Raw genomic sequence first — 21,158 nt, 5'->3', positions numbered from 1 at the left:
CGTACCGGTAGGGCAGTATCGGGCCGTGAGCGCGATCCCTCCCCGGCTGTCCGTGATCACCCTCGGCGCCCGCGACCTGGGCCGGCTGCGATCCTTCTACCGGTCCCTGGGCTGGCCGGAGCTGCCGGCCAGCGACGACGGCTGGTCGGCGTTCCTGCTCGGGGGCGTTCTGCTCGCCCTCTACCCGCTGTCCGAGTTGGCGGCCGAGGCGGCACCCGGTGTCCCCGATCCGGCCGGCGGCTGGTCCGGCGTGACGCTGGCCTGCAACGTCGATCAGTGTGCGGAGGTCGACGCGGCTTTCGCGGCGGCCGTCGCGGCCGGGGCGACGGTGGTGGCGACGCCCACGGACCGCCCGTGGGGTGGCCGCTCGGCGTACGTCGCCGATCCGGAGGGCAACCGGTGGGAGATCGCCTGGGCGGGTTCGGCGGTCTTCGACGAACGCGGCGCACTCGTCTCGTTCGGCGGGTGAGCCGTGGTTGATCTCGGGCCACGGCCTTTGACATGCTTCGGTCCATGACCATCTTCCCGCCCACCTTCGCCGACGACGTCATCGGTCAGCCCGCCCAGACGCAGATCGAGACCTTCATCGACGAGCACCGCCGCGCGCTCAACGAGTCCCTGGACGGGCTGACCGAGGAGCAGGCACGACGCTCGCTGGTGACGTCGCGGACAACCCTGCTGGGCCTGGTGAAGCACGCGGCCTTCGTGGAGAAGGTCTGGTTCGACGAGGCGATCACCTGCCGCTCGCGTGCCGAGATCGGCATCCCGGCGACGCCCGACGAGTCGTTCATCCTTGACGACGGCGACACCGTCGCCAGCGTCCAGCAGGCCCACCGCGAGGCGTGTGAGGCGTCCCGCCGCGCGACGGCGTCGCTGGGTCTGGACGACGTGGTGCGCGGCAACCGGCGCGGTCCGCTGCCGCTGCGCTGGGTGTACCTGCACGTCCTGCGGGAGTTGGCGCAGCACTGCGGGCACGCGGAGATCCTGCGCGAGCAGATCCTCGCCGAGGGCTAGCCGACCCGGGCCGTGTCCCCGAAGCGGCGCAGGGTCCAGCGGGCCGGCGGCCAACCGCCGGTGTCGTGGTCGGTGACCCACTCGCTGATCGAGGCCGGGGGCACGTCCAGGTCGAACGCCCGGAAGATCGGCTGCGCGGCGAGCGCGTGGAAGGCGCCCTCCACGGTCTCGCTGTGGCCGACCACGAGGACGGTGCCGCCCCGGTGCCGGTGCGCGATCTCCATGACCGCGCGGCCGACCCGGACGACCAGTTCGGCCCAGCTCTCGTTGCCGTCCTCGAACGGGCGGAACACTCCCCCGCCGGGCACCGCGTGCTCGGTCCGGAAACGGGTGACCGGCAGCCCGTCGGCGTACGGCGGGGTGTGCCAGGTGCAGAGGCCGCAGTCGGCCAGTGGGCGGACACCGAACGCCGCGGCGATGGGCTGCGCGGTCTCGACGGCCCGGCGCAGCACGGACGAGTACACCGCCACCGGCCCCTCGACGGCGTACTCGTCGACCAGTCGCTGCGCCAGCCGGTGGGCCTGGTCGTGGCCGAGCGGCGTCAGCCCCCGGCACCCGTGCGGGCCGCCCACGATCCCGTCGATCTGGTGGACCGACTCACCGTGACGCACGAAGATCAGCCGTGTTCGCATCGGCCCATCATGCCAGCGACGCCCGCGGATGGATCAACCGTCCGGACCGACGACGACGTCACTCGGCGTCCAGCACCTCGCGCAGCCGCGCGGCGAACTCCTCGGGCTTGCCCGCGTACCCGAACTCGCCGCCGAGGAAGCCGCCGTGGTGGCTCGGGAACACCACGGCCTCCCGGCCGAGCAGCGCCGCCGTGCCGAGGGCGGTACGCGCGGTGTACGTGCCCGCCGACTCCTCGCCGACCGCGATCACGATCCGGGTCGAGGCGGCCGTGAGGACGCTCGCGTCGGGGCGGTAGTCGGTGATGGCCCACGAGTCCTTCGACAGCAGCGGATTATCCCGGCTGCCGTCGTCCTCGGTGGGCATGCCGACCATCGCGGGGTCGGGCGCGGGCTGGGCGAAGTAGGCATCGGTGAACTCGCCCTGCCACGACGTCATCGCGACGAACGCGGCCATGCCGGCGCCGAACCCCTTCGCCTCGTACGCCTCGTTGAAGGCGTTCCGGGCGCGCTCGGCCGCCGACGCGTCGGGGAGCACCGCGTTGATCGGCGGCTCGTGCGCCACCAGCGTGCCGACGTCGCCGGGGTGGGTCGCGACGAGTTCGAGCGCGGTCACCGCGCCGCCGCTGCTGGCGAAGACGTCCACCGGGCCGCCGCCGAGCGCCGCGACGAGCAGGTGCAGGTCGGCCGCCTGCTGCTGGGGGGTGTTGTCGCGGCGACCGTCGCTGCGGGTGCTGCGACCGAGGCCGCGCGGGTCGTAGGTGACGACGGTCCGGTCCGCGAAGTGCGGGGCGAGCGCGTCGAAGCCCTCCGCCGTCATCGGCTGACCGATCATGAGCAACGCGCGACGTGCGCCGGTCGGGGGTAGTGGGCCGCGGACGTCGTAGGCCAGATCGGCGCCGGGCACGGCGAGGCGGTGCGTCTGCTTCGTCGGCATGCCGGTGAGACTACTCAGTCGCCGCGGTCGGCGGGCAGCTCACGGGTCTGGGCCAGCAGCGTGTCGAGCTGGACGGCGGTCTGTCGGGGCAGCCGGCCCCGGTCCACCAGCTCGGCGATGGTGTCCCGCAGGTCGGCGATGCGCCGCTCGCGGTCCCGGGTACGCCGGTTCACGTCGGCGAGTTCGTCGCGCAGGTCCTCGGCGGTTCTGCGGTCGACATCGCCACGGGACACGGCCGCGGCGAGCACCCGCGCGAACTCGTCGCTGACCTCCCGGAAGCTGACCGGTAGCTGCTGGCCGACGGTCGACGGGACCGCGCTGCTGGGCCGGGGCGACGGGGAGGTGGGGGTCGCCGGCTTCGGCGACTGGGTCCGGGGCGAGGGTGCCGTGCTGGCGGGCGACGACGGGGCGGCCACCGGCCCCGGGCCGGTGGTGTCGGGTGCGCCGAGGCCCTGGGTGAGCAGCGCGCCGAGGCCGACCAGCACGGCGAGTCCGGCCGCGAGGGCGAGCGCCAGGGGCCGCCGCGAACGGCGTCGGACCGGCCGGGGTACGACCGGCGTGGGGCGGGCGGCCGAGCGGTCGATCAGGGTGGGCGGGTGGGCCGCCGGGACGATCCGGAGCAGCTCGGTGGGGGGCTCGACCGGCTGGCCGGCGCCGAACCGGCGGGCCAGCTGTGCGGCGCTGGGCCGCCGGGCCGGGTCGGCGGCGAGGCAGGCGAGGGTCAGCGCGGCGATGTCGGCGGGTAGGCCGGGTACGCGCAGCGGCGGCACGGGTGTGCCGCGCCGGTGCACCTCGATGGCGTCCTCCCAGCTCTGCACAGGCAGGGGCGCCTCGCCGCTGAGCATGCGGTAGAGCAGCGCGCCGAGGGCGTACACGTCGCTGGCCGGGTCGGGCGGGCCGGCGGCGAGGCGTTCCGGGGCGAAGTACGCGGGCGTGCCCATCACCGGTTCGCCGGACTGGCTGTCGAGGCCGCCGAGCGCGGCGATGCCGAAGTCGAGCACCTTGGCGCCGGTGTCGGTGAGCATGACGTTGCCCGGCTTCACGTCGCGGTGCACCACCCCGATGCGGTGCGCGGCGGCCAGCGCGGCCGCGATGTGCCCGGCCACCCGGACCGCCTCCGGCCAGGGCAGTGGGCCGGAGCGCAGCCGGTCGGCCAGGTTGTGGCCCTCGACCAGCTCCATCACCAGGTACGGGACCACGACGCCATCGGTCAGGGTCGCCTCGGCGTAGTCGTACACCTGGGTGACGTGTGGGTGGGTGAGCCGGGCGGCCGCGCGGGCCTCGCGCTGGATGGTGGCCCGCAGGTGCGGGTCGGCGGCGAGCTGGCCGGCGAGCACCTTGATCGCCACCGGCCGGCCGAGCACCTCGTCGTCGGCCCGCCACACCTCGGACATGCCGCCGAGCCCGATCCGCTCACGCAGGACGTAGCGGTCGTGGAGGCGGAGGGTGGGCGTGAAGGGTGACATGGCCAGACCAGTCTGCCCGGCGAGTGCCCGATCGACCACCCTGCGTGTCCGGACCGGTACTGTTCGTCCCCGGAGTGCCGCAATGGGCGGACGCTCAGGAGCAGCGGGGCACCGGTCGGGGCTGGATCCGGTCGGCGAGCCGGCGCAGAGCGACGGCGGTCACCTGCCGGGTCGGGGCGAACAGCGGCCGGCGGACACGCTCGACGACGACCGGCGCGTCCGGTCGGGCCGAGGTGACGTGGCGGTGCATCGCGTCGAGGGCGGTGACGTACCCGGTCGGGAATTCCATGGTCAACTCCTCAGGTGTGGTCCGGTGGAGGCCCGGACGACGAGTTCGGTGGGCAGCAGCACATGGCCGGCGGCCGCGTCCGCGGGCGGGTCGAGCAGCAGCTCGGCGGCGATCCGGCCCTTCTCCTGGGCCGGCTGCCGGACGGTGGTGAGGCCGGCCGCCGCCGCCTCGGGGACGTCGTCGAATCCGGTCACCGAGACCGGCGGGTGGCTGCCGCCCGGTCGCCGGGCCAGGTAGTCGAGCACGCCGAGGGCGAGCACGTCGGAGCCGGCCAGCACGGCGGTGGGCGGCTCGGCCCGGTCGAACAGTCCGGCCACGGCGGCCGACGCGGCGTGACCGCTGTTGCCGGGGGCGTTGAGCAGTGTCAGCTCCGACCAGCCGACGCCGACCTCGGCGAACGCGTCGGCGAACCCGGCGAGCCGGCCCCGGGTGGTCGGGTGCGGGGCCCGGTCGAACCCGGACAGGGTCACCGGGCCGGCGGGCGCGTCGGGCAAAACGGAGTCCACGAGCAGGGCGACCCGCCGGTGACCGAGACCGGCCACGTGCGCGGCGACGCTGTGCGCGGCGGCGCGCTCGTCGATGCCGACGAACCGCTCGTCGGCGGCGGCGTCGTCGCGGACGGCCGTGCTGACGTACGGCAGGCCACGGGCCCGGATGAGGTCCAGCGCCCACTCCTCGTCGGCCACGCAGTACACGCAGAAGCCGTCGACGGCGGCGTTCTCCACGGCCCGCCGGGCGTCGACCTGCTCCTTCGACAGGGGCACCAGCAGCATGCTGGTGCCGTGCCGCTCGGTCGCGGCGCCCACCCCGGCGAGGAAGCGGACGGCGAACGGGTCGGTGAAGGCGTACGACAACTGCGAGGTGAACAGCACCCCGATCGAGCCGACGAAGCCACGGCGCAGGGAGCGGGCGGTCGGGTTGGGCCCGGGATAGCCGAGCTGGCGCGCGGCGGCGAGGATCCGCTCGCGCAGGGCCGAGGAGAGCTGGTCGGGGCGACTGTAGGCATTGGACACGGTGCTGCGGGAGACACCGACGGCGTCCGCCACGGCTTGCAGTGTCGGCTTCACTCGACGCCCCTCTGTATCGATTCAGACTGGATCGATACAGAGACTAGCCCGACACGTCGGCAGCGGTCAATACGAACGAACCCGCACGCGCCCTCAGCAGGGCACCACTACTGCGGGTAGACCTCCTCCAGCAACCGGCCCAGGATCTCCGGCGTACGCTCCGGCGGCTCGGCCTCGACGCAGAGCCGCTCCATGGCCACCGCGTAGTAGTCGAGGTCGTCGCGCTTGTCCAGGTAGAGGGCGCTGGTCAACTGTTCGATGTAGACGATGTCGGGCAGCTCCTGGTCACCGAAGCGCAAGATGGTGAAGGCGCCACCGGCCGCCGCGTGACCACCTGCGGCGAAGGGGATGACCTGGAGTCGGACGGTGGGCGACTTGGTCGCCTCGATGAGTGCGATGAGCTGGCCCCGCATCACCTCGGGGCCGCCGATCGGGCGGCGCAGCGCCGCCTCGTCCACCACGGCCCAGAGCAGCGGCGGTTTGTCCCGGCGCAGCAGTTGCTGGCGCTGCATCCGCAGATCCACCCGGCGGTCGATCTCGGCGACGCCGGCGCCGCCGTGCCCGAGCAGCACGACCGCCCGGGCGTACTCCGGGGTCTGCAACAGACCGGGGACGAACTGCACCTCGTAGCTGCGGATCAGCGCCGCCGCCGCCTCCAGGCCCAGGTACGACTGGAACCAACTCGGCAGCACGTCGCCGTACCGGTGCCACCATCCGGGGCTGTTGGCGTCCCGCGCGAGCTTGAGCAGCGCCTCGCGCTCCCCCGCGTCGGTGACGCCGTAGAGGGTGAGCAGGTCGGAGACGTCACGCTCCTTGAAACCGACCCGGCCCAGCTCCATCCGGCTGATCTTCGACTCGGAGGAGCGGATCTCCCACCCGGCGCCCTCCCGGGTCACCCCGCTGGACTCCCGCAGCCGACGGAGCTGGGCGCCGAGCAGCATGCGCAGCACGGTTGGCCCGGTTGTCGGGCCGCCCTCGGCGGGAACCATCGTCACTGTGCGGACCTCCGGATACCGACCACGCGATCGGGCACCGAGCCCGACCGACGTGTAAGCATGCCATGGACCGACAGTGAGGTGAACTCCTCCGGACCGGCGATTCAGTCCCATCGCTGGGACCGTCTGCGCGGCCGGTCAGTTGATCAGGTGATCGAAGTCCCCGTCCCGGGCACCGAGCACGAAGGCGGCGATTTCGTCCACTGTGTAGATCAGCGCGGGCCCCTCCGGATGCCGCGAGTTGCGGACGGCGATGCCGGCCCCGCCGGGCAGTTCGGCGAGTTCGACACAGTTGCCGCTCGGGTTGCTACGGCGACTCTTTTGCCAGCGCAGAGGGGGCAACTGAGGGATCGGAACGCCATTGGGTGGCTGTTGCATGAGAGGCGTCTTTCTGCTCACGAGCCCGCCGGTGCCCGTGGGAGGAGCGGTGACGCGGCGAGGTGCGGTATCGAGGTCGGGCCGTGCTGCACGTGCATCTGCTATTGCATCTGCACCGGATGGCGAGCATGATAACGCACGTGATCGGTGCTTATCCGTTCACTTTGCGTTACCCCGAGCGGGGTAGCGACCAGGCAAAACTGGCCCCGACGCGGCACCGCGCCGCGCAGACGCAAGGCTGGAGGCGGTCGCGGCGATGGGAGGTCTCCTGCCGGATCCGATGAGCGTCGCCTCCGGCGTCTGTGCCGCCGGAGCCCTGCTCTCCTCGTGGCAACTGCGCCGACGTGCCGTGCGGGCCGAGGCCGAGATCGAGCACCTCCAGGCCGAACTCGCCGCCGAACGGCACGCCGCCAGCCACGACCCGCTCACCGGGCTGCCCAACCGCCGCGCCTTCTACCGTCTCGCGGCCGCCCTGCTCACCAACGCCGACGGCCAGCCGCTGATCGCCATCGTGCTCGACCTCGACGACTTCAAGCAGATCAACGACCGGTACGGGCACGCCGCCGGCGACCAGGTGCTGATCAGCGTCGCCGAGCGACTGGCCGGGTTCGCCGGCGACAACCTCGTCGCCCGCCTCGGCGGCGACGAGTTCGCGGGGCTGCTCGCCAGCCCGACCGTCGACCGACGCTGGATCGAGCACGCCACCCGACGCCTCAGCGAGACCGTCGCCGCGCCCATCCGCCTCAGCGGGTGCAGCGTCCGGGTCACCGCGTCGGTGGGGCTCGCCCCGGTGACCGGCCCGGCCCAGCTCACCGACGCGCTCAGCCGCGCCGACGCGGCCATGTACCAGGCGAAGAGCCTCTCCGGCCCAAGGTCACCGCGTCAGCTCGTCGACAGCGCCCGCTTCGCGGAGTAGCGGCTCAGGCGACGCCCGCCCCGAACCAGCGGCGCAACTCCGCCACCAGGCCGGTCTGGTCGTCGCCGACCCACGCCACATGGCCGTCCGGCCGCAGCAGCACGCCGGGTACGGCCAGCTCCTCGGCCGCGTCGACGACGTGGTCGACCCGGTCGGCCCACCCGGCGACCGAGAGCCCGCCGGTCGCGTCCAGCAGCAGCCCCCGGCCGGCGCGCATCAGCTCGTAGAGCCGCCCCCGCGCCAGCCGCACGTCCCGCAGGTGCCGACCGAGCAGGTCGTGGCCGGGGCCGAAGTCGTACCGGACGCCGAGCGCGGTGACCTTCTCGATCAGGTACCGGTTCACCTCCTCGAAGTCCATCAGCTCCGCCAACAGGTGGCGTACCGCCTGCGGCCCCGGATCCGGTGACAGCAGGAACATCTGCGCGCGGGTGTTGACCAGGACGTCGGCGGCGACCGGGTGCCGCTCGGCGTGGTAGCTGTCCAGCAGCCCGTCCGGCGCCCAACCGTTGACCTCGGCAGCCAGCTTCCAACCGAGGTTGACCGCGTCCTGGATGCCGAGGTTGAGGCCCTGCCCGCCGGTCGGTGGGTGGATGTGCGCGGCGTCGCCGGCCAGCAGCACCCGGCCGATGAGGTACCGCTCGGCCAGCCGGGTGGCGTCGCCGAAGCGGGAGAGCCAGCGCGGTGAGTGCACCCCGAAGTCGGTACCCGCGTACGCCCGCAGTTGCTGTCGGAACTCCTCGATGGTCGGCGGGACCGCGCGGTCCGTGGCCACCCCCTCGGCGGGTACGAGGACCCGGTACACGCCGTCGCCCAGTGGTCCGAGGCCGAACCGCAGGTGGGTCCGGCGTACCTCGGCCACCACCTCGGCCACCGTCTGCGCGGGTACGCCCACCTCCATCTCGCCGAGCAGCGAGTCGACCTGGCTGGGCTCACCCGGGAAGCCGACGCCGAGCAGCCGACGGACCGTGCTGCGACCGCCGTCGCAGCCGACGAGGAAGCGCGAGCGCACCCGCGTGCCGTCGGCCAGTTCCACCGTCACCCCGTCGTCGTCCTGGCTCAGTCCGACCACCTCGCTGCCGCGCCGGACCTCGACGCCGACCTCGACGGCGTGCTCTTCGAGCAGGCGGTCCGTGCTGGTCTGCGGGATGCCGAGGACGTACCCGTGCGCGGTGTCGAGGCCGGTCGGCGGCGGCTTGGGGATCGCCGCGAAGTACCCCCCGAGCGGATGCCGGGTGCCCCGGGCGAGGAAGCGTTCCAGCAGGCCGCGCTGGTCCATCACCTCGATGCTGCGCGCATGCAGCCCGAGCGAGCGGACGTGCCGGGTCGGCTCGGCCTCCTTCTCGAGCACCACCACGCGTACGTCGTGCAGCCGCAGCTCAGCGGCGAGCATCAGGCCGGTCGGTCCACCGCCGGCAATCGTCACATCGATCACGAGATCCCCCGATTTTCCCATGTTTGGGCTTCGGGTGGAGATTCTGCGGCACGACCCGGGTCTTGCCGCAAGACCCCGGGTGCGGTATACGTTAGGAGTGGCAGGGAGTGTGATCTCCTTGCCATTTCTGTTTTTCCCGCTCAGCGCCGTCCCACCACGTCACGCAGCGCGGTGTCGGCGAGGGTCACCAGGCCGACCGGCGAGACGAGCCCCCGGACGATCCGGGCGGCCGTCGCCCGATCGTCGAGGCTCGCGGTCGGGTCCAGCGCCTGGCGGGTCCAGTCGCTGAGGTCGTCGAGCGCGCGTACCGCGAGGAACCAGGCCAGCCGCACGGCGTCGATGTCGACAGCGCCGTACCCGGCGAGCACGGCCCGCTGCTGCTCGGGGGTGATCGGCGCGAAGGCGAGCACCCCGCCCACCACGAACATCAGGTCGCCCTCGGGCGGGGCGAGCACCGCGTCGTCCCAGTCGATCAGCCAGACCTGGCCGTCCGGGCCGAGCAGCAGGTTGCCCAGGTGGGGATCGCCGTGGCAGACCACCGCCGGCCCCGCCCGGTGGCCGGCGAGTCGTTCGACCCCACCGAGCACGGTGGACACCCGCTCGGCGTGCGCCGACCAGACGGCGGCCAGTTCGGAGACCAACGGATCGTCGTGGTCGGCCTGGTCGCGGAGCCGTCCGGCCACGTCGCGGGTGGCGGCCACGATCGAGGGGTACGCGTCACCGCCGCGCGGTAGCAGCCGTTCCAGCTCGTCGGTCACCGGCACCGCGTGCACGGCGGCCAGCAGTTCTCCGTAGGCACGCCAGTGCGCCTCGGTCATCGGGCCGTCCAGCGCCCGCAGGTCGGAGACCCACGGCACCACGGAGAGGCGGTACCCGTCCCGCTCGGCGTAGAGCCGTCCGTCGCGGGTGCGCACCGGCGGCGCGATACCGGGCACACCCCGCTCGGCCAGGTACGCGGTGACGATCAGGCCGGCCGGCGTACCGCCTCCGCTGAGCTTGACGGCGTACCGCGCGCCGTCGCCCGTCGCACCCCGCCACAGCCGAGCCCGCAGATCAGCCCCGTACGGCACCTCGTCCACCCTGGACAGCAAAAGCCCGAACTCCTCCCGAACCCACGCCACCACGTCCACCCGGTCCACCCCACGTCCCCAGTCCCCCGCCCGCCGGCGGTGATCAAGAAGTTCGCCTCACTGTCGGCTCGGATTCTGACGCGAACCTCTTGATCACGCGTCCTGGTTTTTTCGGTTGGAGGGCAGGTGATTCGGTGTGGGGGGCGGGTACGGGGACAGCAAGGTCCAGCCGACCGACGAGAGGAAGCCTCGTGCCGAGCATCCGTGCGCTCGTACTCAACTGCACCCTCAAGCCGTCCCCCGCCCCCTCCAGCTCCGACCAGCTGGGCCGGGAGGTGCTGGCCGAACTGGCCCGGCAGGGCGTGGACGGCGAGATCGTCCGGGTGGTGGACCACAACGTGCGCTTCGGGGTGTCGACCGACGAGGGCGACGGTGACGGTTGGCCCGCCATCCGCGCCAAGCTGCTCGCCGCCCGGATCCTGATCATCGCCACACCGATCTGGCTCGGCCAGCCGGCGAGCGTCACCAAGATGGTCCTCGAACGCCTCGATGCCGAGCTGTCCGAGACCGACGACGAGGGGCGGCTGCTCACCTACGGCAAGGTGGCCGGCGTCGCCGTCGTCGGCAACGAGGACGGCGCGCACCACACCATCGCCGAGGTGCAGGGGGCGCTCAACGAGGTGGGCTTCACCGTGGCCGCGGCCGGCGCGACCTACTGGGTCGGCGAGGCCCTGCACACGGTGGACTACCGCGACGTCGGCCCCAAGCCGGACACCACCGGCCGCACCACCAAGGCCCTCGCGCTCAACAGCGCCCACCTGGCCCGGCTGCTCGCCGAGCAGCCGTACCCGCCGCCGGAGGCGCAGGACGCCGCCGTCGGTCCGAGCCGCGGGTGAGCCGGCGAGGCCGTCCCGGCCCGGGCCCAAGGGGGTACGGTCAGCGCCAGCCGTAGCCGGCGCGCAGCGCCTGCCCGACCCGGTCGAACCGGGGCCGGTCCAGCACGGCACCCTCGCGGCGGATGCTGTCCTCGCGCATGGTGAGCACCCGGTCCAGCCGCACCCAGCTCGGCCGCTTGTCCCGGTCCCACTCGCCGGGGCCGAGCGCGAACCAGTGCCGCTGCCCGTCGCGCTCGCTCTGGCTGGACAGCATCAGCCCGAACAGCGTCCGGCTGTGTCGCCCGACCACCAGCACCGGACGGTCCTTGCCCTGGCGGGGGTCGTCCTCGTACGGCACCCAGGTCCAGACGATCTCACCCGGGTCGGCCTGGCCGTCGACCTCCGGCGCGTAGCTCAGCTCGCGCCGCTGCAACGCGCTCACCTGGCGGGGACGGGCCACCCGCGCCGGAGACGGCCCGGTACGCCGGGGCGACGGGATCGCCGCGCCCACCCGGGAGATACGTTGCGCCACGTTCCTCAACAGACCAGCCACGGCGGGCAGCCTACCGGCCCCGGCGCGGACCCCCGGAGCCGGCGCACTACGGCAGACTGGGCCGATGGACGAGGTGCCCGACGACCTGCCAATCCTCCAACGGCGCGCGGTACGCGTGGTCGTCTGCGACGACAGCGACCGGGTGCTGCTGTTCCACACCCGCGACCCGGACCACCCCCGGTTGGGCACCTGGTGGGAGCTGCCCGGCGGCGGCATGGACCCGGGCGAGACGTACCGCGAGACCGCCGTGCGGGAGCTACGCGAGGAGACCGGCATCATCGTCACCGCCGACCAGGTGGGCGCACCGACCTGGCGACGACGGGCGAGTTTCCTGCACCGTCAGCTGCGGCACGTCCAGGACGAGGTGGTCGTCGCCGTACGACTGGCCGGTCCTGGCCCCGACGTGGACGAGACGGATCGGCTCGACTACGAGCGGGAGGACTACTTCGGCTTCCGCTGGTGGCCGCTGGCGGACGTGGTGACCAGCGTCGAACGCTTCTACCCCGGCCAGCTCCCCCGGCTGATCACGCCGTTCCTGGCCGGCGAGCGCATCGACGAGCCGTTCGAGCTGTGGTCGTGAGGAGGATCGGCGCGGATGCCAGACCGGGTCGCACCGGGCAGAGTGAGGGCATGACGACAGACCTGCACGGCCCGCTGTCCGGGTACGCCGAGCGGCTGCACGCCACCATCGGCGACCGGCACCACGTCGCCTCCCCGCTCGGTGCCTGGCTGCTGCTCGCGCTCAGCGCCGCGACGACCGAATCCGACCGGGCCAGCGGCCCGAACGCGACGGCCGGCCGGGACGCGGCGACCGAGGCCCTGGTGGCGGCGCTGGGCGGCGACCTCGCCGGCGCCGCGGAGGCGGCCCGTGTCCTGCTGGACGCGCCGCACCCCCTGGTCGCGTCCGCCACCGCGCTGTGGCTCCGAGCGGGTCGCGGCGTCGACGAGCCGGCCGGATGGCGCGCCGCGCTCCCCGCGACGACCGAGGTCGGCCCGCTGCCCGACCAAGCCGGGTTGGACGCCTGGGCGCGCGAGCACACCGACGGCCTGATCGAGACGTTCCCCCTGAAGGTCCGCCCGGATGTGGTGTTCGCCCTGGCCAGCGCGCTCGCCACCCGGATCTCGTGGGCCGAGCCGTTCGACGTCATCGACGCGCGGGCGCTCGGCACCGGCAGCGCCTGGGCGGGCGGCCTCCGCCAGGCGTTGCGCAGCCCGGGCCACGGGCACCGGGGTGCCATCGTCACGACCGAGGGGGCCGGCGACGTGATCGTGCACGCCGCCCGGGCCCAGGCGGTCGACGGCGCGGGGCTGGTGGTGCTCTCGGTGGCCGCCGAGGCGCACGTGCCGCCGGTCGACGTGCTCGCCACCGCGTACCGGCTCAGCGCCGGTGCGGCCGACGGCGCGCAACCCGCGGGCCGGCGCTCACTGTTCGACCTGCCGCTCGGCGAGACCCCGCTGTGGACACTGCGCGAGGAGCGGGTACGCACCCGCGCCCGCGACGGCCGTGAGGAGCGGCACCAGGCGGTACTCCCGTGTTGGTCGGCGCGGAGCGAGCACGATCTCACCGCCGAGACGCTGGGCTTCGAGGCCGCCACCATGACGCTGGCCCGGGCACTCGACCAACCGGTCCAGGATTTCGAGGCGCGGCAGGTGGCGATGGCCCGGTACGGCCGGTACGGCTTCGAGGCGGCGGCGGTGACCGGCATGTTCGGCACGGTCAGCCTGCCTCCGGAGGGGGTCGCCCGGACCGCCGAGCTGCGGTTCGGCCACCCGTACGCGGTGGTGGCCGTCGCCACCGACAGCAGGGCGGACGGGACCACCGGGCCATGGCACGGGGTGCCGGTCTTCTCCGCCTGGGTCAGTGAGCCCGAGGAGCTGCCCGACGCCGAGAGGTGAAGCCGTTGATCCATGCCAGGTCGGCGATGTGGCGGCTTCGGCGCTTCGGGATCCACTTACGTCGGCGATCTGGTGTGGATCAGGCGAGATCGGACGGACCCTCGTCGCGGGGCAGCCGCGCCACCATCTCGTGGAACTCCCGGACGGTCACCGCCTCGCGCAGGGTCGCGAAGACGGCGCCGGTGCCGAGCCGTGCCGTGGCCGCGTCCACCCCGGCCCTCCGGGCGACCCGGCGCAGGAAGTCCACCGGGCCGGGTTCCATCGGTGGCGGCGTGACCGGTCCGCCGACGTCGAGACCCACACCGGTGTCGAGCCCGGCACCGCCGGTCGTCGGAATCGGGGTCGAGCCGGTCGGGTGGGCGTCCGGCGCGAAGTCGTACAGGTAGCCGTCGACCTGGTCGGGAAGGTGCCCGGCGGGGTCGGGCGTGGCGCCGGTGACGCGCTCGGCCATGGTGGTGAGCACGGCGCGGGCGAGGGCGGCGGCCTGCCCGGTGGGTAGGCCGGAGCGTCGGGACACCGCGTCGATGAACTGCGGAAACCCGTCGCCGCCCGCGCTGCCGGTCACGCCCGGGCGGTTACCCGCGCGCGGCGGGGGCAAACGGGCCGGAACCGGGTCAGCGCAGCAGATCCGCGGCCCGCAGGTGGTCGAAGATGAGCTGGTCGACCGGGGAGGTACGGTGCCGGTCGGCGTACCCGAGCCAGGCCATCTCGGCGATCTCGCTGGCCGGCCGCAGCCGTCCCCGGTAGCCGGCTTGGTAGCAGGTCATCCGCACGGCGACGCCGGCCGCGTGCCCGTGCGCCTGGGCGGTGAACGTGCCGAGGTGGGTCGCCCCGCGCACGTTCACCTCGACGCTCAACTCCTCACCGATCTCCCGGCGCAGGGTCTCCAGGTCGCTCTCCCCCGGCTCGCGCTTGCCGCCGGGCAGGTACCACACGTCCTTGCCCTGCGACCGGGTGCTCAGCACCCGCCCGTCCTCGATCAGGATCCAGGCCACCTTGTCGATCTCGCGCACGTCGTCCCCCTTCACGGCCAGCGGGACCGGGCACGCTACCAGCCGACGCCGTTCAGCAGGTCAGCACGTCGGCTCGTCGGCGAGCAGGTCCAGCAGCAGCGCGGCGGTCCATCCGAACGCCGGTGAGCCCAGCCCGGCCCCCGTGTCGGGGTGGAAGTACTCGTGGCAGCCGGCGCGGGCCACCAGGTCGATCATCGAACGGCGCAGGCCGGCGGCCAACTCGGGGTGCCCGTGGGTGGTGAGGCCCCGCCGGACCAGCCAGCCGATGTTCAGCCAACTCGGTCCGCGCCAGTACCGCAGCGGTTCGAAGTCGGGCGCGGTGCGGTCGTGGCTGGGCAGCGGGCGGTCCATCCGCCGGGCCACCCCGAAGCGCGGCGACGTCGCCTCGGCAACGAGCGCGTCGGCCTGCCGGTTCGGCAGGTTGGGCAGCAGCAACGGCGCGAGCCCGAGCACGGTACGCGCGCCGACGAGCCGGTCGGTGCGCAGGTCGCGGGGCTGGAACGTGCCGGTGCCCGGGTCGTACAGCCGTCGTACCAACGCCTCGGTGACGCGGTCCGCGCGGACCCGGTGTGGGCCCGGGTCGAAGCCGGTCAGCGCGGCGATGTCGGCCAGCGCGTGCTCGGCGGAGGAGAAGGCGGCGTTGAACAGCGGGCACTCCACCAGGAACGGATGGTCGTCGGCCAGGTCGCGGTCGGCGTAGCCGTGGTCGCGGTAGGCCGCGACGATCGCCAGGTAGCGCGCGTAGTCGAGGTCCGTGGGGCGGTGCGCGGCGTCGGCGTGCGCGGTGTCGTGCCGGCGGTACGCGCGCATGACGGCCGCCTCGGCGTCGACCGCGGCCATCGGCTCGTCCCAGGCGGGGCTGTTGTCCAGACCCGACTCCCACGGGTGTACGACGCACACCAGCCCGTCACCGGCCACGTCCCGCCGTTGCGCCAGGTAGCGCTGCTGGGCGACCAGCGCCGGGTAGAGCTGGCGCAGCGCGGCCAGGCCGTGCTGGTCGGGCGCGCGCCGGTAGGCGAGCAGCGCGGCGAGCGCGTGCACCGGTGGCTGGACGAGGCCGGAGGTGTCGGCGCTCGGCGCGCCCGGCGCGTCGGCCGAGCGCCACAGCTCCGGACCGGGGAAGTACGCGCCGACCCGCAGCGCCGGGTTGAACACGATGTGCGGCACCCGCCCGTCGGCCCACTGCGCCCGGAACAGGCTCGCCAGCTCCCGCCAGGCCCGCCCGGGCCGGACGTGGGCCAGCCCGATCGCGATGAATGCCGAGTCCCAGCTCCACTGGTGCGGGTAGAGGGTGCGCGAGGGCACCGTGTGGTCGTGTTCCCAGTTCGCGTCGAGGGTGGCGACGGCCAGTCGGCTCAGCCCGGCCGGTTCGGCCGTACCACCGATGCGGGTCGGGACGGCCCCGGCGGTCATGCGGCGGCCCGCCGGGGCAGCGCGTGCCGCAGCACCGTCGCGGCCGCACCGAGGGCGCGGACGGGGTCGCCGCGCAGCCGGCACTCGAGGGACAGCCAGCCTGAGTAGTCCAGCTCCAGCAGGGTCCGCACGAGCCCGGTCCAGTCCAGGTGCCCGGCGCCCGGCTGGTACCGGTTGGAGTCGCTGACCTGCACGTGTCCGAGGTACGGCGCGGCGGCGCGCAGCGCCCGGTGCAGGTCGTCCTCCTCGATGTTCATGTGGAAGGTGTCGGCGACCACCCGGACCGAGGGGAGCCCGAGGGTGGCGCAGAGGGCCACCGCCTCGTCGAGCCGGTTCACCATGTGGTCCTCGTACCGGTTGAGGGGTTCGAGGAACAGGCTGACCCCCTCGGCGCGGGCATGTTCGCCCAGCTCGCCGAGGGCGTCCAGGAGCACCTGCCGGTCGCCGGCCGGCGAACGTGGCGGTTCGAACGGCGGCAGCCGCCGGGAGAACATCCCCCACGCGGCGGGGGTCATCGCCCCGACGCCGCCCAGCTCGGCGATGACCGAGAGCTGTGAGCGCAGGTTGGCCACGGCGTCGGCGGACCGGGCCGGGTCGAAGTCGCCGATGAAGTGGGTCATCTCGACGCAGACGGTGGGCATCACCACGCCGGCGGCGCGGGCCCGGCGCAGCTCGGGCAGGCGGCGGGCGAACGCGAGGTCACCCCGACCGCGCAGCTCGATGCCCTGGTAGCCGAGCGCGGTGGCGAGGGCGTACTTCTGGATCAGGTCGGTGCCCGGCAGGAGTTGTTCCTGGCAGGCGAGCGCGATGGTGGTCATCTAGAACCTCAGCACCACTTGGAGGACGTCACCGGCGCCGCGGTCGAGCAGCGCGAGGGCGTCGGCGACCGCGCTGGCGTCGACGATGTGGCTGACCAGCGGCAACGGATCGACGCTGCGGTCGGCCACCAGCTCCATGAAGGTCTGCGCCACCCGGTCACCGGTCCACCGGCCGGCCGTGCCCGGCGCGGGGGTGGGCCCGGTTACCTGGGCCGCCACCAACTGGATGCGGTTGTGGTGGAACTCCTCGCCGAGGCCGAGCCCGTCGGCCTGGCCCTGGTAGAAGCCGGCGGCCACGACCCGACCGGCGTGTGCGGTGGAGCGGATCGCCTCGTGCAGCGCCGGGTACGCCCCGGACAGCTCCAGGCAGACGTCCGCGCCCCGGCCACCGGTCGCCTCGCGCAGCACGGTGGCGGCGGACCGGACCGAGGCGTCCACGGTGGACCGGGCGCCGTAGCGGGTGGCGTGGGCCAGCCGGCCGGGCACCCGGTCGACGGCCACCACCCGGGCACCGGAGAGCGCCGCGAGGCGGGTGGCGAGCAGCCCGATGACGCCCTGCCCGAAGACACCGACCCAGTCCCCCAGGTGCAGGTCACCGGCGAGCACGGCGGTCAGCGCGATGGCGCCGGGCCGGGCGAAGACCGCGGCGAGCGGGTCCAGCCCGACGGGCAGGGGACGGACCGCGTCGGCGGGGAGCACGGCCTCGGCGCGGTGCCCCCAGATGCCCCACACGAGCTGGCCCGGATGCCGGTCGGTGACCTCCGCGGCCACCTCGACGACCTCGCCGACCTCCTCGTAGCCGAAGCCGACCAACGGGTACGGCACGGGGGTCTGGCGGGGGACGAACATGCGGGCGGTGTCGTCCCAGTCCTTGCGGAGCCGGGGATTGCTGCCCCGGTAGAGGGTCAGCTCGGTGCCGGCGGAGATGCCCGAGTAGCAGGTGCGGACCCGGACCTGGCCGGGACCGAGCGGATCTGGCGGGCAGGGCTCGAGACTGATCTGTCGAGGCCCGGCGAGGGAGACCACCCAGTTGCCCATGTGTCACATCCCGGTAGCACTGGGCTCCAGAATAGCCAAGAAATAGCCATATGTCTTGCTATTGATCAATCGAAGGTGTTGAATCCGTCTTGTACCCTTCGAGAGGAGTGCCACCGATGTCAGCACCTCCGAGGCGGATACTCGCCACCACCCTGATCCTGGCAACGGCCGCGTCGACCCTGCTGGCCTGCGGAGACGACGGGTCCGACAGCAACAGCAAGAAGATCACCGTGTGGAGCCTGGAGGACGTCGCCGACCGGGTGACCGCCACCAAGGCGATCATCGCGGACTTCACCGCCAAGACCGGCATCCAGGTCGACCTGGTGACCGTCAACGAGGACCAGTTCCCCTCGTTGATCGCCGCAAACGCCGCCGCCGGTGACCTGCCCGACGTGGTCGGCTCGGTCTCCCTGGCCGGCGTCCGTACGCTCGCGGCCAACGAACTGCTGCACGCCTCGGCGAACGCGGAGGTCGTCGAGAAGCTGGGCCGGCAGACGTTCTCCCCCCGGGCACTGGAACTCACCTCCGACGACGGCAAGCAGCTCGCCGTGCCCAGCGACGGGTGGGGGCAACTGCTCGTCTACCGCAAGGACCTGTTCGACGCCGCCGGCCTGCCCGCCCCCGACACGTACGAGCGGATCGCCACCGCCGCGACGAAGCTGAACACCGGCGGCGTGGCCGGCATCACCGCGGCCACCTCGGCGAGCGACGTCTTCACCCAGCAGACCTTCGAACACCTGGCACTGGCCAACGGCTGCCAGCTCACCGATGACTCCGGCGCCGTCACCCTGGACTCCCCGCAGTGCGTCGAGGCGTTCCGCTTCTACGGCGACCTGATCCGCACCAGCTCCGTCAAGGGCGCACAGGACGTCGACACCACCCGGGCCACCTACTTCGCGGGCAAGGCGGCCATGGTGATCTGGTCGCCGTTCATCCTCGACGAGCTGGCCGGGCTGCGGAACGACGCCCGACCGACCTGCCCGCAGTGCCAGGCGGCCCCGGCGTTCCTGGCCAGGAACAGCGGGTTCGTCACCGCGATCAAGGGCCCGAACGGCACCGAGCCGGCCCAGTACGGCGAGATCAGCTCCTGGGCCGTGCTGGACGGCGCGGTGACCGACCCGGCGAAGTCCTTCGTGGAGTACCTGCTCGGCGACGGCTACCCGCGCTGGTTCGGCATGTCCCCCGAGGGCAGGTTCCCGGTGCGCAAGGGCACCCCGACCGACCCGGAGGCGTTCCTCACCGCCTGGACCACCAGCCCGGCCGGGGTGGACACCAAGAAGCCCCTCACCGACGTGTACGGCGACGACGTGCTCGCCACCCTGCGGCGCAGCCCGGACACGTTCGGGCGCTGGGGGCTCAGCCAGGGCCAGGGCAAGCTGGTCGGCGCGATGCTCGGCGAGCTTCCGGTGCCCAAGGTGCTGGGCGATCTCACCGCCGGCAAGTCCGACGCGGCGGCCGCCGCCGGCCGGGCCAGGAAGGACGTCGAGGCGATCAAGGCGGGCGTCAATTGACCACCACCGCGCCCGGCCGCTCCCCCGCCGGGCAGCGCCCGCAGCGGACCCGCCGCCGACCGTTGACGCTGCGCCGCCGGGAGTCCCGCGCCGGACTGGCGCTGGTCGCACCGACCCTGCTCGTCACCGTCGCCGTCATCGGCATTCCGATCATCTGGACCGTGGTGCTCGCCTTCCAGCGGGTCCGGCTCGCCACCCTGCGCAAGACCGGCCTGTTCGGCGACCTCACCCTGGACAACATCGACCGGGTGCTGCACACCCCCGGCTTCGCCGACACGCTCTGGGTCACCCTGCTCTACAGCGTCGGTGGCACCGTCGGGTCGATCGTGCTCGGCCTGGTCGCCGCGCTCGTCGTCCGTCGCCCGTTCCGCGGTCGCACCCTGGTACGCGCCTCGCTGCTGCTGCCGTACGTGGCGCCGGTGGTCGCGGTGACCTTCGTCTGGCAGGTGATGCTCGACCCGCAGCTCGGCATCGTGAACCACTGGGGGCAGCGCCTGTTGGGCTGGGACGCGCCGGTGCCGTTCCTCACCCAGGAGTCGACCGCGCTGGCCACGGTCATCACCTTCGAGGCATGGCGGTACTTCCCGTTCGCGTTCCTGTTCCTGCTGGCCCGGCTCCAGGCGGTGCCCGGCGAGTTGGAGGAGGCCGCCCGCGTCGACGGCGCCACCCCCACCCAACGGTTCCGGCACATCCTGCTGCCGCAACTCCTGCCGGTGATAGCCCTGCTGGGCGTGCTGCGCTTCATCATGACGTTCAACAAGTTCGATGACGTCTACCTGCTCACCGGCGGGGCCGCCGGCACCGAGGTGGTCAGCGTCCGGGTCTACGAGTTCCTCACCGCCCGTACCGACATCGGGGCGGCCGCCGCGCAGGCGGTCGTGCTGGCCGTGGTGCTGATCGTGTTCGTGCTGATCTACCTGCGCTTCTTCGGACGGAGGGTCGGCTGATGGACCGGGACATGGTCGAGACGGTGAGCCTGCGCTGGCTGCGCCGCCTGGTTATCGCCGCGTTCCTGCTGGTCACCGTCTTCCCCTTCTACTACATGCTGGTGCTCTCGGTACGCCCCATCGAGCGGCTGCTGCTCGACCCGGGCGCGCTGGGCGTCGGCTTCGGTGAGCTGACCGTCGCCACGTACGCCGAGGTGCTCAAGGCCACCGGCGACGGCGGCCAGGGCTTCCTCACCTTCATCCGCAACAGCGCGGTGGTGGCGGTCGCGGCGACCGTGCTCACGCTGCTCGTCGCGATCCCCGGCGCGTACGCGGTGGCCCGGCTGCGGTTCTTCGGCCGGCGGCAGGTCGACTTCCTGTTCCTGGCGGTCTACCTGTTCCCGTCGATCGTCATCGCGATCCCGCTGTTCGTGGTGTTCAGCCTGGCCGGACTGCGCGGTTCACTGTTCGGGCTGGTCCTGGTCTACATCTCGCAGACCCTGCCGGTCTCGGTCTACATGCTGAAGAACTACTTCGAGACCATCCCGGTCAGCCTGGAGGAGTCGGCCGCCATCGACGGCGCCGGCCGGCTCGGCATCATCCGCCGGGTCAGCCTGCCCCTCGCCGCGCCGTCGATCATGGCGGTCGCGCTCTACGACTTCATGATCGCCTGGAACGAGTTCCTGTTCGCCCTGCTGTTCCTGGTCGACAAGCCCGACCGGTGGACGGTGTCGCTGGGGCTGTCCCTGCTCTCCGACGGCGTGGAGGTGCCCAAGACGGTGCTGATGGCCGGGTCGGTCGTCCTCACCCTGCCCATCGTGATCCTCTTCTTCGCCAGCGAACGGCTGCTGACCGAGGGCCTGACCAGCGGCGCGGAGAAGGGCTGAGGCGTCCGCGTCGGGCGCTGAGCGGTGTCGGCACC

At 73.0% G+C, this 21,158-nt stretch carries 24 protein-coding genes; 9 read left to right on the top strand and 15 right to left on the bottom strand.

What is annotated here, in order from left to right; translation table 11 throughout:
- The first annotated feature begins 25 nt into the window (after positions 1-25).
- Positions 26-469, top strand: a complete 444-nt coding sequence (locus ACN263_RS11870; protein WP_422739851.1) for a VOC family protein — start codon at positions 26-28, stop codon at positions 467-469.
- Between the two features lie 44 nt (positions 470-513).
- On the top strand, positions 514-1,014 hold the full coding sequence (locus ACN263_RS11865; RefSeq protein WP_422739850.1) for a DinB family protein: 501 nt from the start codon (positions 514-516) through the stop codon (positions 1,012-1,014).
- Here ACN263_RS11865 and ACN263_RS11860 read toward each other — a convergent pair.
- From ACN263_RS11860 to ACN263_RS11830, 7 genes are all read right to left on the bottom strand, one after another.
- Positions 1,011-1,646 (bottom strand): histidine phosphatase family protein, encoded by a 636-nt coding sequence (locus tag ACN263_RS11860; protein WP_422739849.1) that lies wholly within the window; start codon positions 1,644-1,646, stop codon positions 1,011-1,013. The genes ACN263_RS11865 and ACN263_RS11860 overlap by 4 nt on opposite strands.
- A gap of 58 nt (positions 1,647-1,704) precedes the next feature.
- Positions 1,705-2,580, bottom strand: coding sequence for an alpha/beta fold hydrolase (locus ACN263_RS11855; protein WP_422739848.1), 876 nt, complete (start codon positions 2,578-2,580; stop codon positions 1,705-1,707).
- A 14-nt stretch (positions 2,581-2,594) separates the two neighbouring features.
- Positions 2,595-4,046, bottom strand: coding sequence for a serine/threonine-protein kinase (locus ACN263_RS11850; protein WP_422739847.1), 1,452 nt, complete (start codon positions 4,044-4,046; stop codon positions 2,595-2,597).
- Positions 4,047-4,140: 94 nt separating this feature from the next.
- Positions 4,141-4,335 carry a hypothetical protein gene (locus ACN263_RS11845; protein ID WP_422739846.1) on the bottom strand — a complete coding sequence of 65 codons (195 nt, stop codon included), beginning with the start codon at positions 4,333-4,335 and terminating at the stop codon, positions 4,141-4,143.
- 2 nt (positions 4,336-4,337) lie between these two features.
- Positions 4,338-5,381 (bottom strand): LacI family DNA-binding transcriptional regulator, encoded by a 1,044-nt coding sequence (locus ACN263_RS11840; RefSeq protein WP_422739845.1) that lies wholly within the window; start codon positions 5,379-5,381, stop codon positions 4,338-4,340.
- Positions 5,382-5,509: 128 nt separating this feature from the next.
- Complete coding sequence (locus ACN263_RS11835; protein ID WP_422739844.1) at positions 5,510-6,397, bottom strand: helix-turn-helix domain-containing protein; 888 nt, start codon at positions 6,395-6,397, stop codon at positions 5,510-5,512.
- Positions 6,398-6,535: 138 nt separating this feature from the next.
- Entirely contained in the window at positions 6,536-6,775 is a 240-nt protein-coding gene (locus tag ACN263_RS11830; protein ID WP_422739843.1) for a DUF397 domain-containing protein, read from the bottom strand.
- A gap of 268 nt (positions 6,776-7,043) precedes the next feature.
- Between ACN263_RS11830 and ACN263_RS11825 the strand changes: the two genes are divergently transcribed.
- Positions 7,044-7,691 (top strand): GGDEF domain-containing protein, encoded by a 648-nt coding sequence (locus tag ACN263_RS11825; RefSeq protein ID WP_422740687.1) that lies wholly within the window; start codon positions 7,044-7,046, stop codon positions 7,689-7,691.
- A 4-nt stretch (positions 7,692-7,695) separates the two neighbouring features.
- On the opposite strand, the gene rox is transcribed toward ACN263_RS11825, so the two are convergent.
- Positions 7,696-9,123: a rifampin monooxygenase gene (gene rox, locus ACN263_RS11820; RefSeq protein ID WP_422739842.1), complete on the bottom strand. Its 1,428-nt coding sequence runs from the start codon at positions 9,121-9,123 to the stop codon at positions 7,696-7,698.
- 140 nt (positions 9,124-9,263) lie between these two features.
- Positions 9,264-10,262, bottom strand: a complete 999-nt coding sequence (locus tag ACN263_RS11815; protein WP_422739841.1) for a phosphotransferase enzyme family protein — start codon at positions 10,260-10,262, stop codon at positions 9,264-9,266.
- A 182-nt stretch (positions 10,263-10,444) separates the two neighbouring features.
- Here ACN263_RS11815 and ACN263_RS11810 point away from each other — a divergent pair, with 182 nt between their 5' ends.
- A complete protein-coding gene (locus tag ACN263_RS11810) occupies positions 10,445-11,089 on the top strand; it encodes a flavodoxin family protein (protein WP_422739840.1) in 645 nt (214 codons plus the stop codon).
- Positions 11,090-11,129: 40 nt separating this feature from the next.
- Here the strand turns inward: ACN263_RS11810 and ACN263_RS11805 are convergent, their stop codons facing one another.
- Positions 11,130-11,621 (bottom strand): type II toxin-antitoxin system PemK/MazF family toxin, encoded by a 492-nt coding sequence (locus tag ACN263_RS11805; protein WP_422739839.1) that lies wholly within the window; start codon positions 11,619-11,621, stop codon positions 11,130-11,132.
- 64 nt (positions 11,622-11,685) lie between these two features.
- Between ACN263_RS11805 and ACN263_RS11800 the strand changes: the two genes are divergently transcribed.
- Both ACN263_RS11800 and ACN263_RS11795 read left to right on the top strand, forming a co-directional pair.
- Positions 11,686-12,201 carry an NUDIX hydrolase gene (locus ACN263_RS11800; RefSeq protein ID WP_422739838.1) on the top strand — a complete coding sequence of 172 codons (516 nt, stop codon included), beginning with the start codon at positions 11,686-11,688 and terminating at the stop codon, positions 12,199-12,201.
- Positions 12,202-12,251: 50 nt separating this feature from the next.
- Positions 12,252-13,517 (top strand): hypothetical protein, encoded by a 1,266-nt coding sequence (locus ACN263_RS11795; RefSeq protein ID WP_422739837.1) that lies wholly within the window; start codon positions 12,252-12,254, stop codon positions 13,515-13,517.
- A 79-nt stretch (positions 13,518-13,596) separates the two neighbouring features.
- On the opposite strand, the gene ACN263_RS11790 is transcribed toward ACN263_RS11795, so the two are convergent.
- From ACN263_RS11790 to ACN263_RS11770, 5 genes are read right to left on the bottom strand one after another with little or no spacing between them, the layout of a single operon-like run.
- A complete protein-coding gene (locus ACN263_RS11790; protein ID WP_422739836.1) occupies positions 13,597-14,082 on the bottom strand; it encodes a DUF2267 domain-containing protein in 486 nt (161 codons plus the stop codon).
- Positions 14,083-14,131: 49 nt separating this feature from the next.
- Positions 14,132-14,530 (bottom strand): NUDIX hydrolase, encoded by a 399-nt coding sequence (locus tag ACN263_RS11785; RefSeq protein ID WP_422739835.1) that lies wholly within the window; start codon positions 14,528-14,530, stop codon positions 14,132-14,134.
- A gap of 60 nt (positions 14,531-14,590) precedes the next feature.
- Positions 14,591-15,943 (bottom strand): MGH1-like glycoside hydrolase domain-containing protein, encoded by a 1,353-nt coding sequence (locus tag ACN263_RS11780; protein WP_422739834.1) that lies wholly within the window; start codon positions 15,941-15,943, stop codon positions 14,591-14,593.
- Entirely contained in the window at positions 15,940-16,761 is an 822-nt protein-coding gene (locus ACN263_RS11775; protein ID WP_422739833.1) for a TIM barrel protein, read from the bottom strand. The genes ACN263_RS11780 and ACN263_RS11775 overlap by 4 nt, the downstream gene beginning before the upstream one ends.
- On the bottom strand, positions 16,762-17,799 hold the full coding sequence (locus ACN263_RS11770; protein ID WP_422739832.1) for a zinc-dependent alcohol dehydrogenase: 1,038 nt from the start codon (positions 17,797-17,799) through the stop codon (positions 16,762-16,764).
- Positions 17,800-17,915: 116 nt separating this feature from the next.
- Here ACN263_RS11770 and ACN263_RS11765 point away from each other — a divergent pair, with 116 nt between their 5' ends.
- The 3 genes from ACN263_RS11765 to ACN263_RS11755 are packed head-to-tail and all read left to right on the top strand — an operon-like array spanning position 17,916 to position 21,123.
- Positions 17,916-19,310 carry an ABC transporter substrate-binding protein gene (locus ACN263_RS11765; protein WP_422739831.1) on the top strand — a complete coding sequence of 465 codons (1,395 nt, stop codon included), beginning with the start codon at positions 17,916-17,918 and terminating at the stop codon, positions 19,308-19,310.
- Positions 19,307-20,257, top strand: a complete 951-nt coding sequence (locus ACN263_RS11760) for a carbohydrate ABC transporter permease (RefSeq protein ID WP_422739830.1) — start codon at positions 19,307-19,309, stop codon at positions 20,255-20,257. Before ACN263_RS11765 ends, ACN263_RS11760 begins: the two co-directional genes overlap by 4 nt.
- The gene (locus ACN263_RS11755) at positions 20,257-21,123 is read left to right on the top strand and encodes a carbohydrate ABC transporter permease (protein ID WP_422739829.1); all 867 of its coding nucleotides are present in this window, start codon (positions 20,257-20,259) and stop codon (positions 21,121-21,123) included. The genes ACN263_RS11760 and ACN263_RS11755 overlap by 1 nt, the downstream gene beginning before the upstream one ends.
- The last annotated feature ends 35 nt before the right edge of the window (positions 21,124-21,158 follow it).

Origin of the sequence: Micromonospora sp. WMMD729, from assembly GCF_049315225.1 — a bacterium.
Taxonomy (GTDB): Bacteria; Actinomycetota; Actinomycetes; order Mycobacteriales; family Micromonosporaceae; genus Micromonospora.
This window is presented reverse-complemented; position numbering and strand designations above follow the sequence as displayed.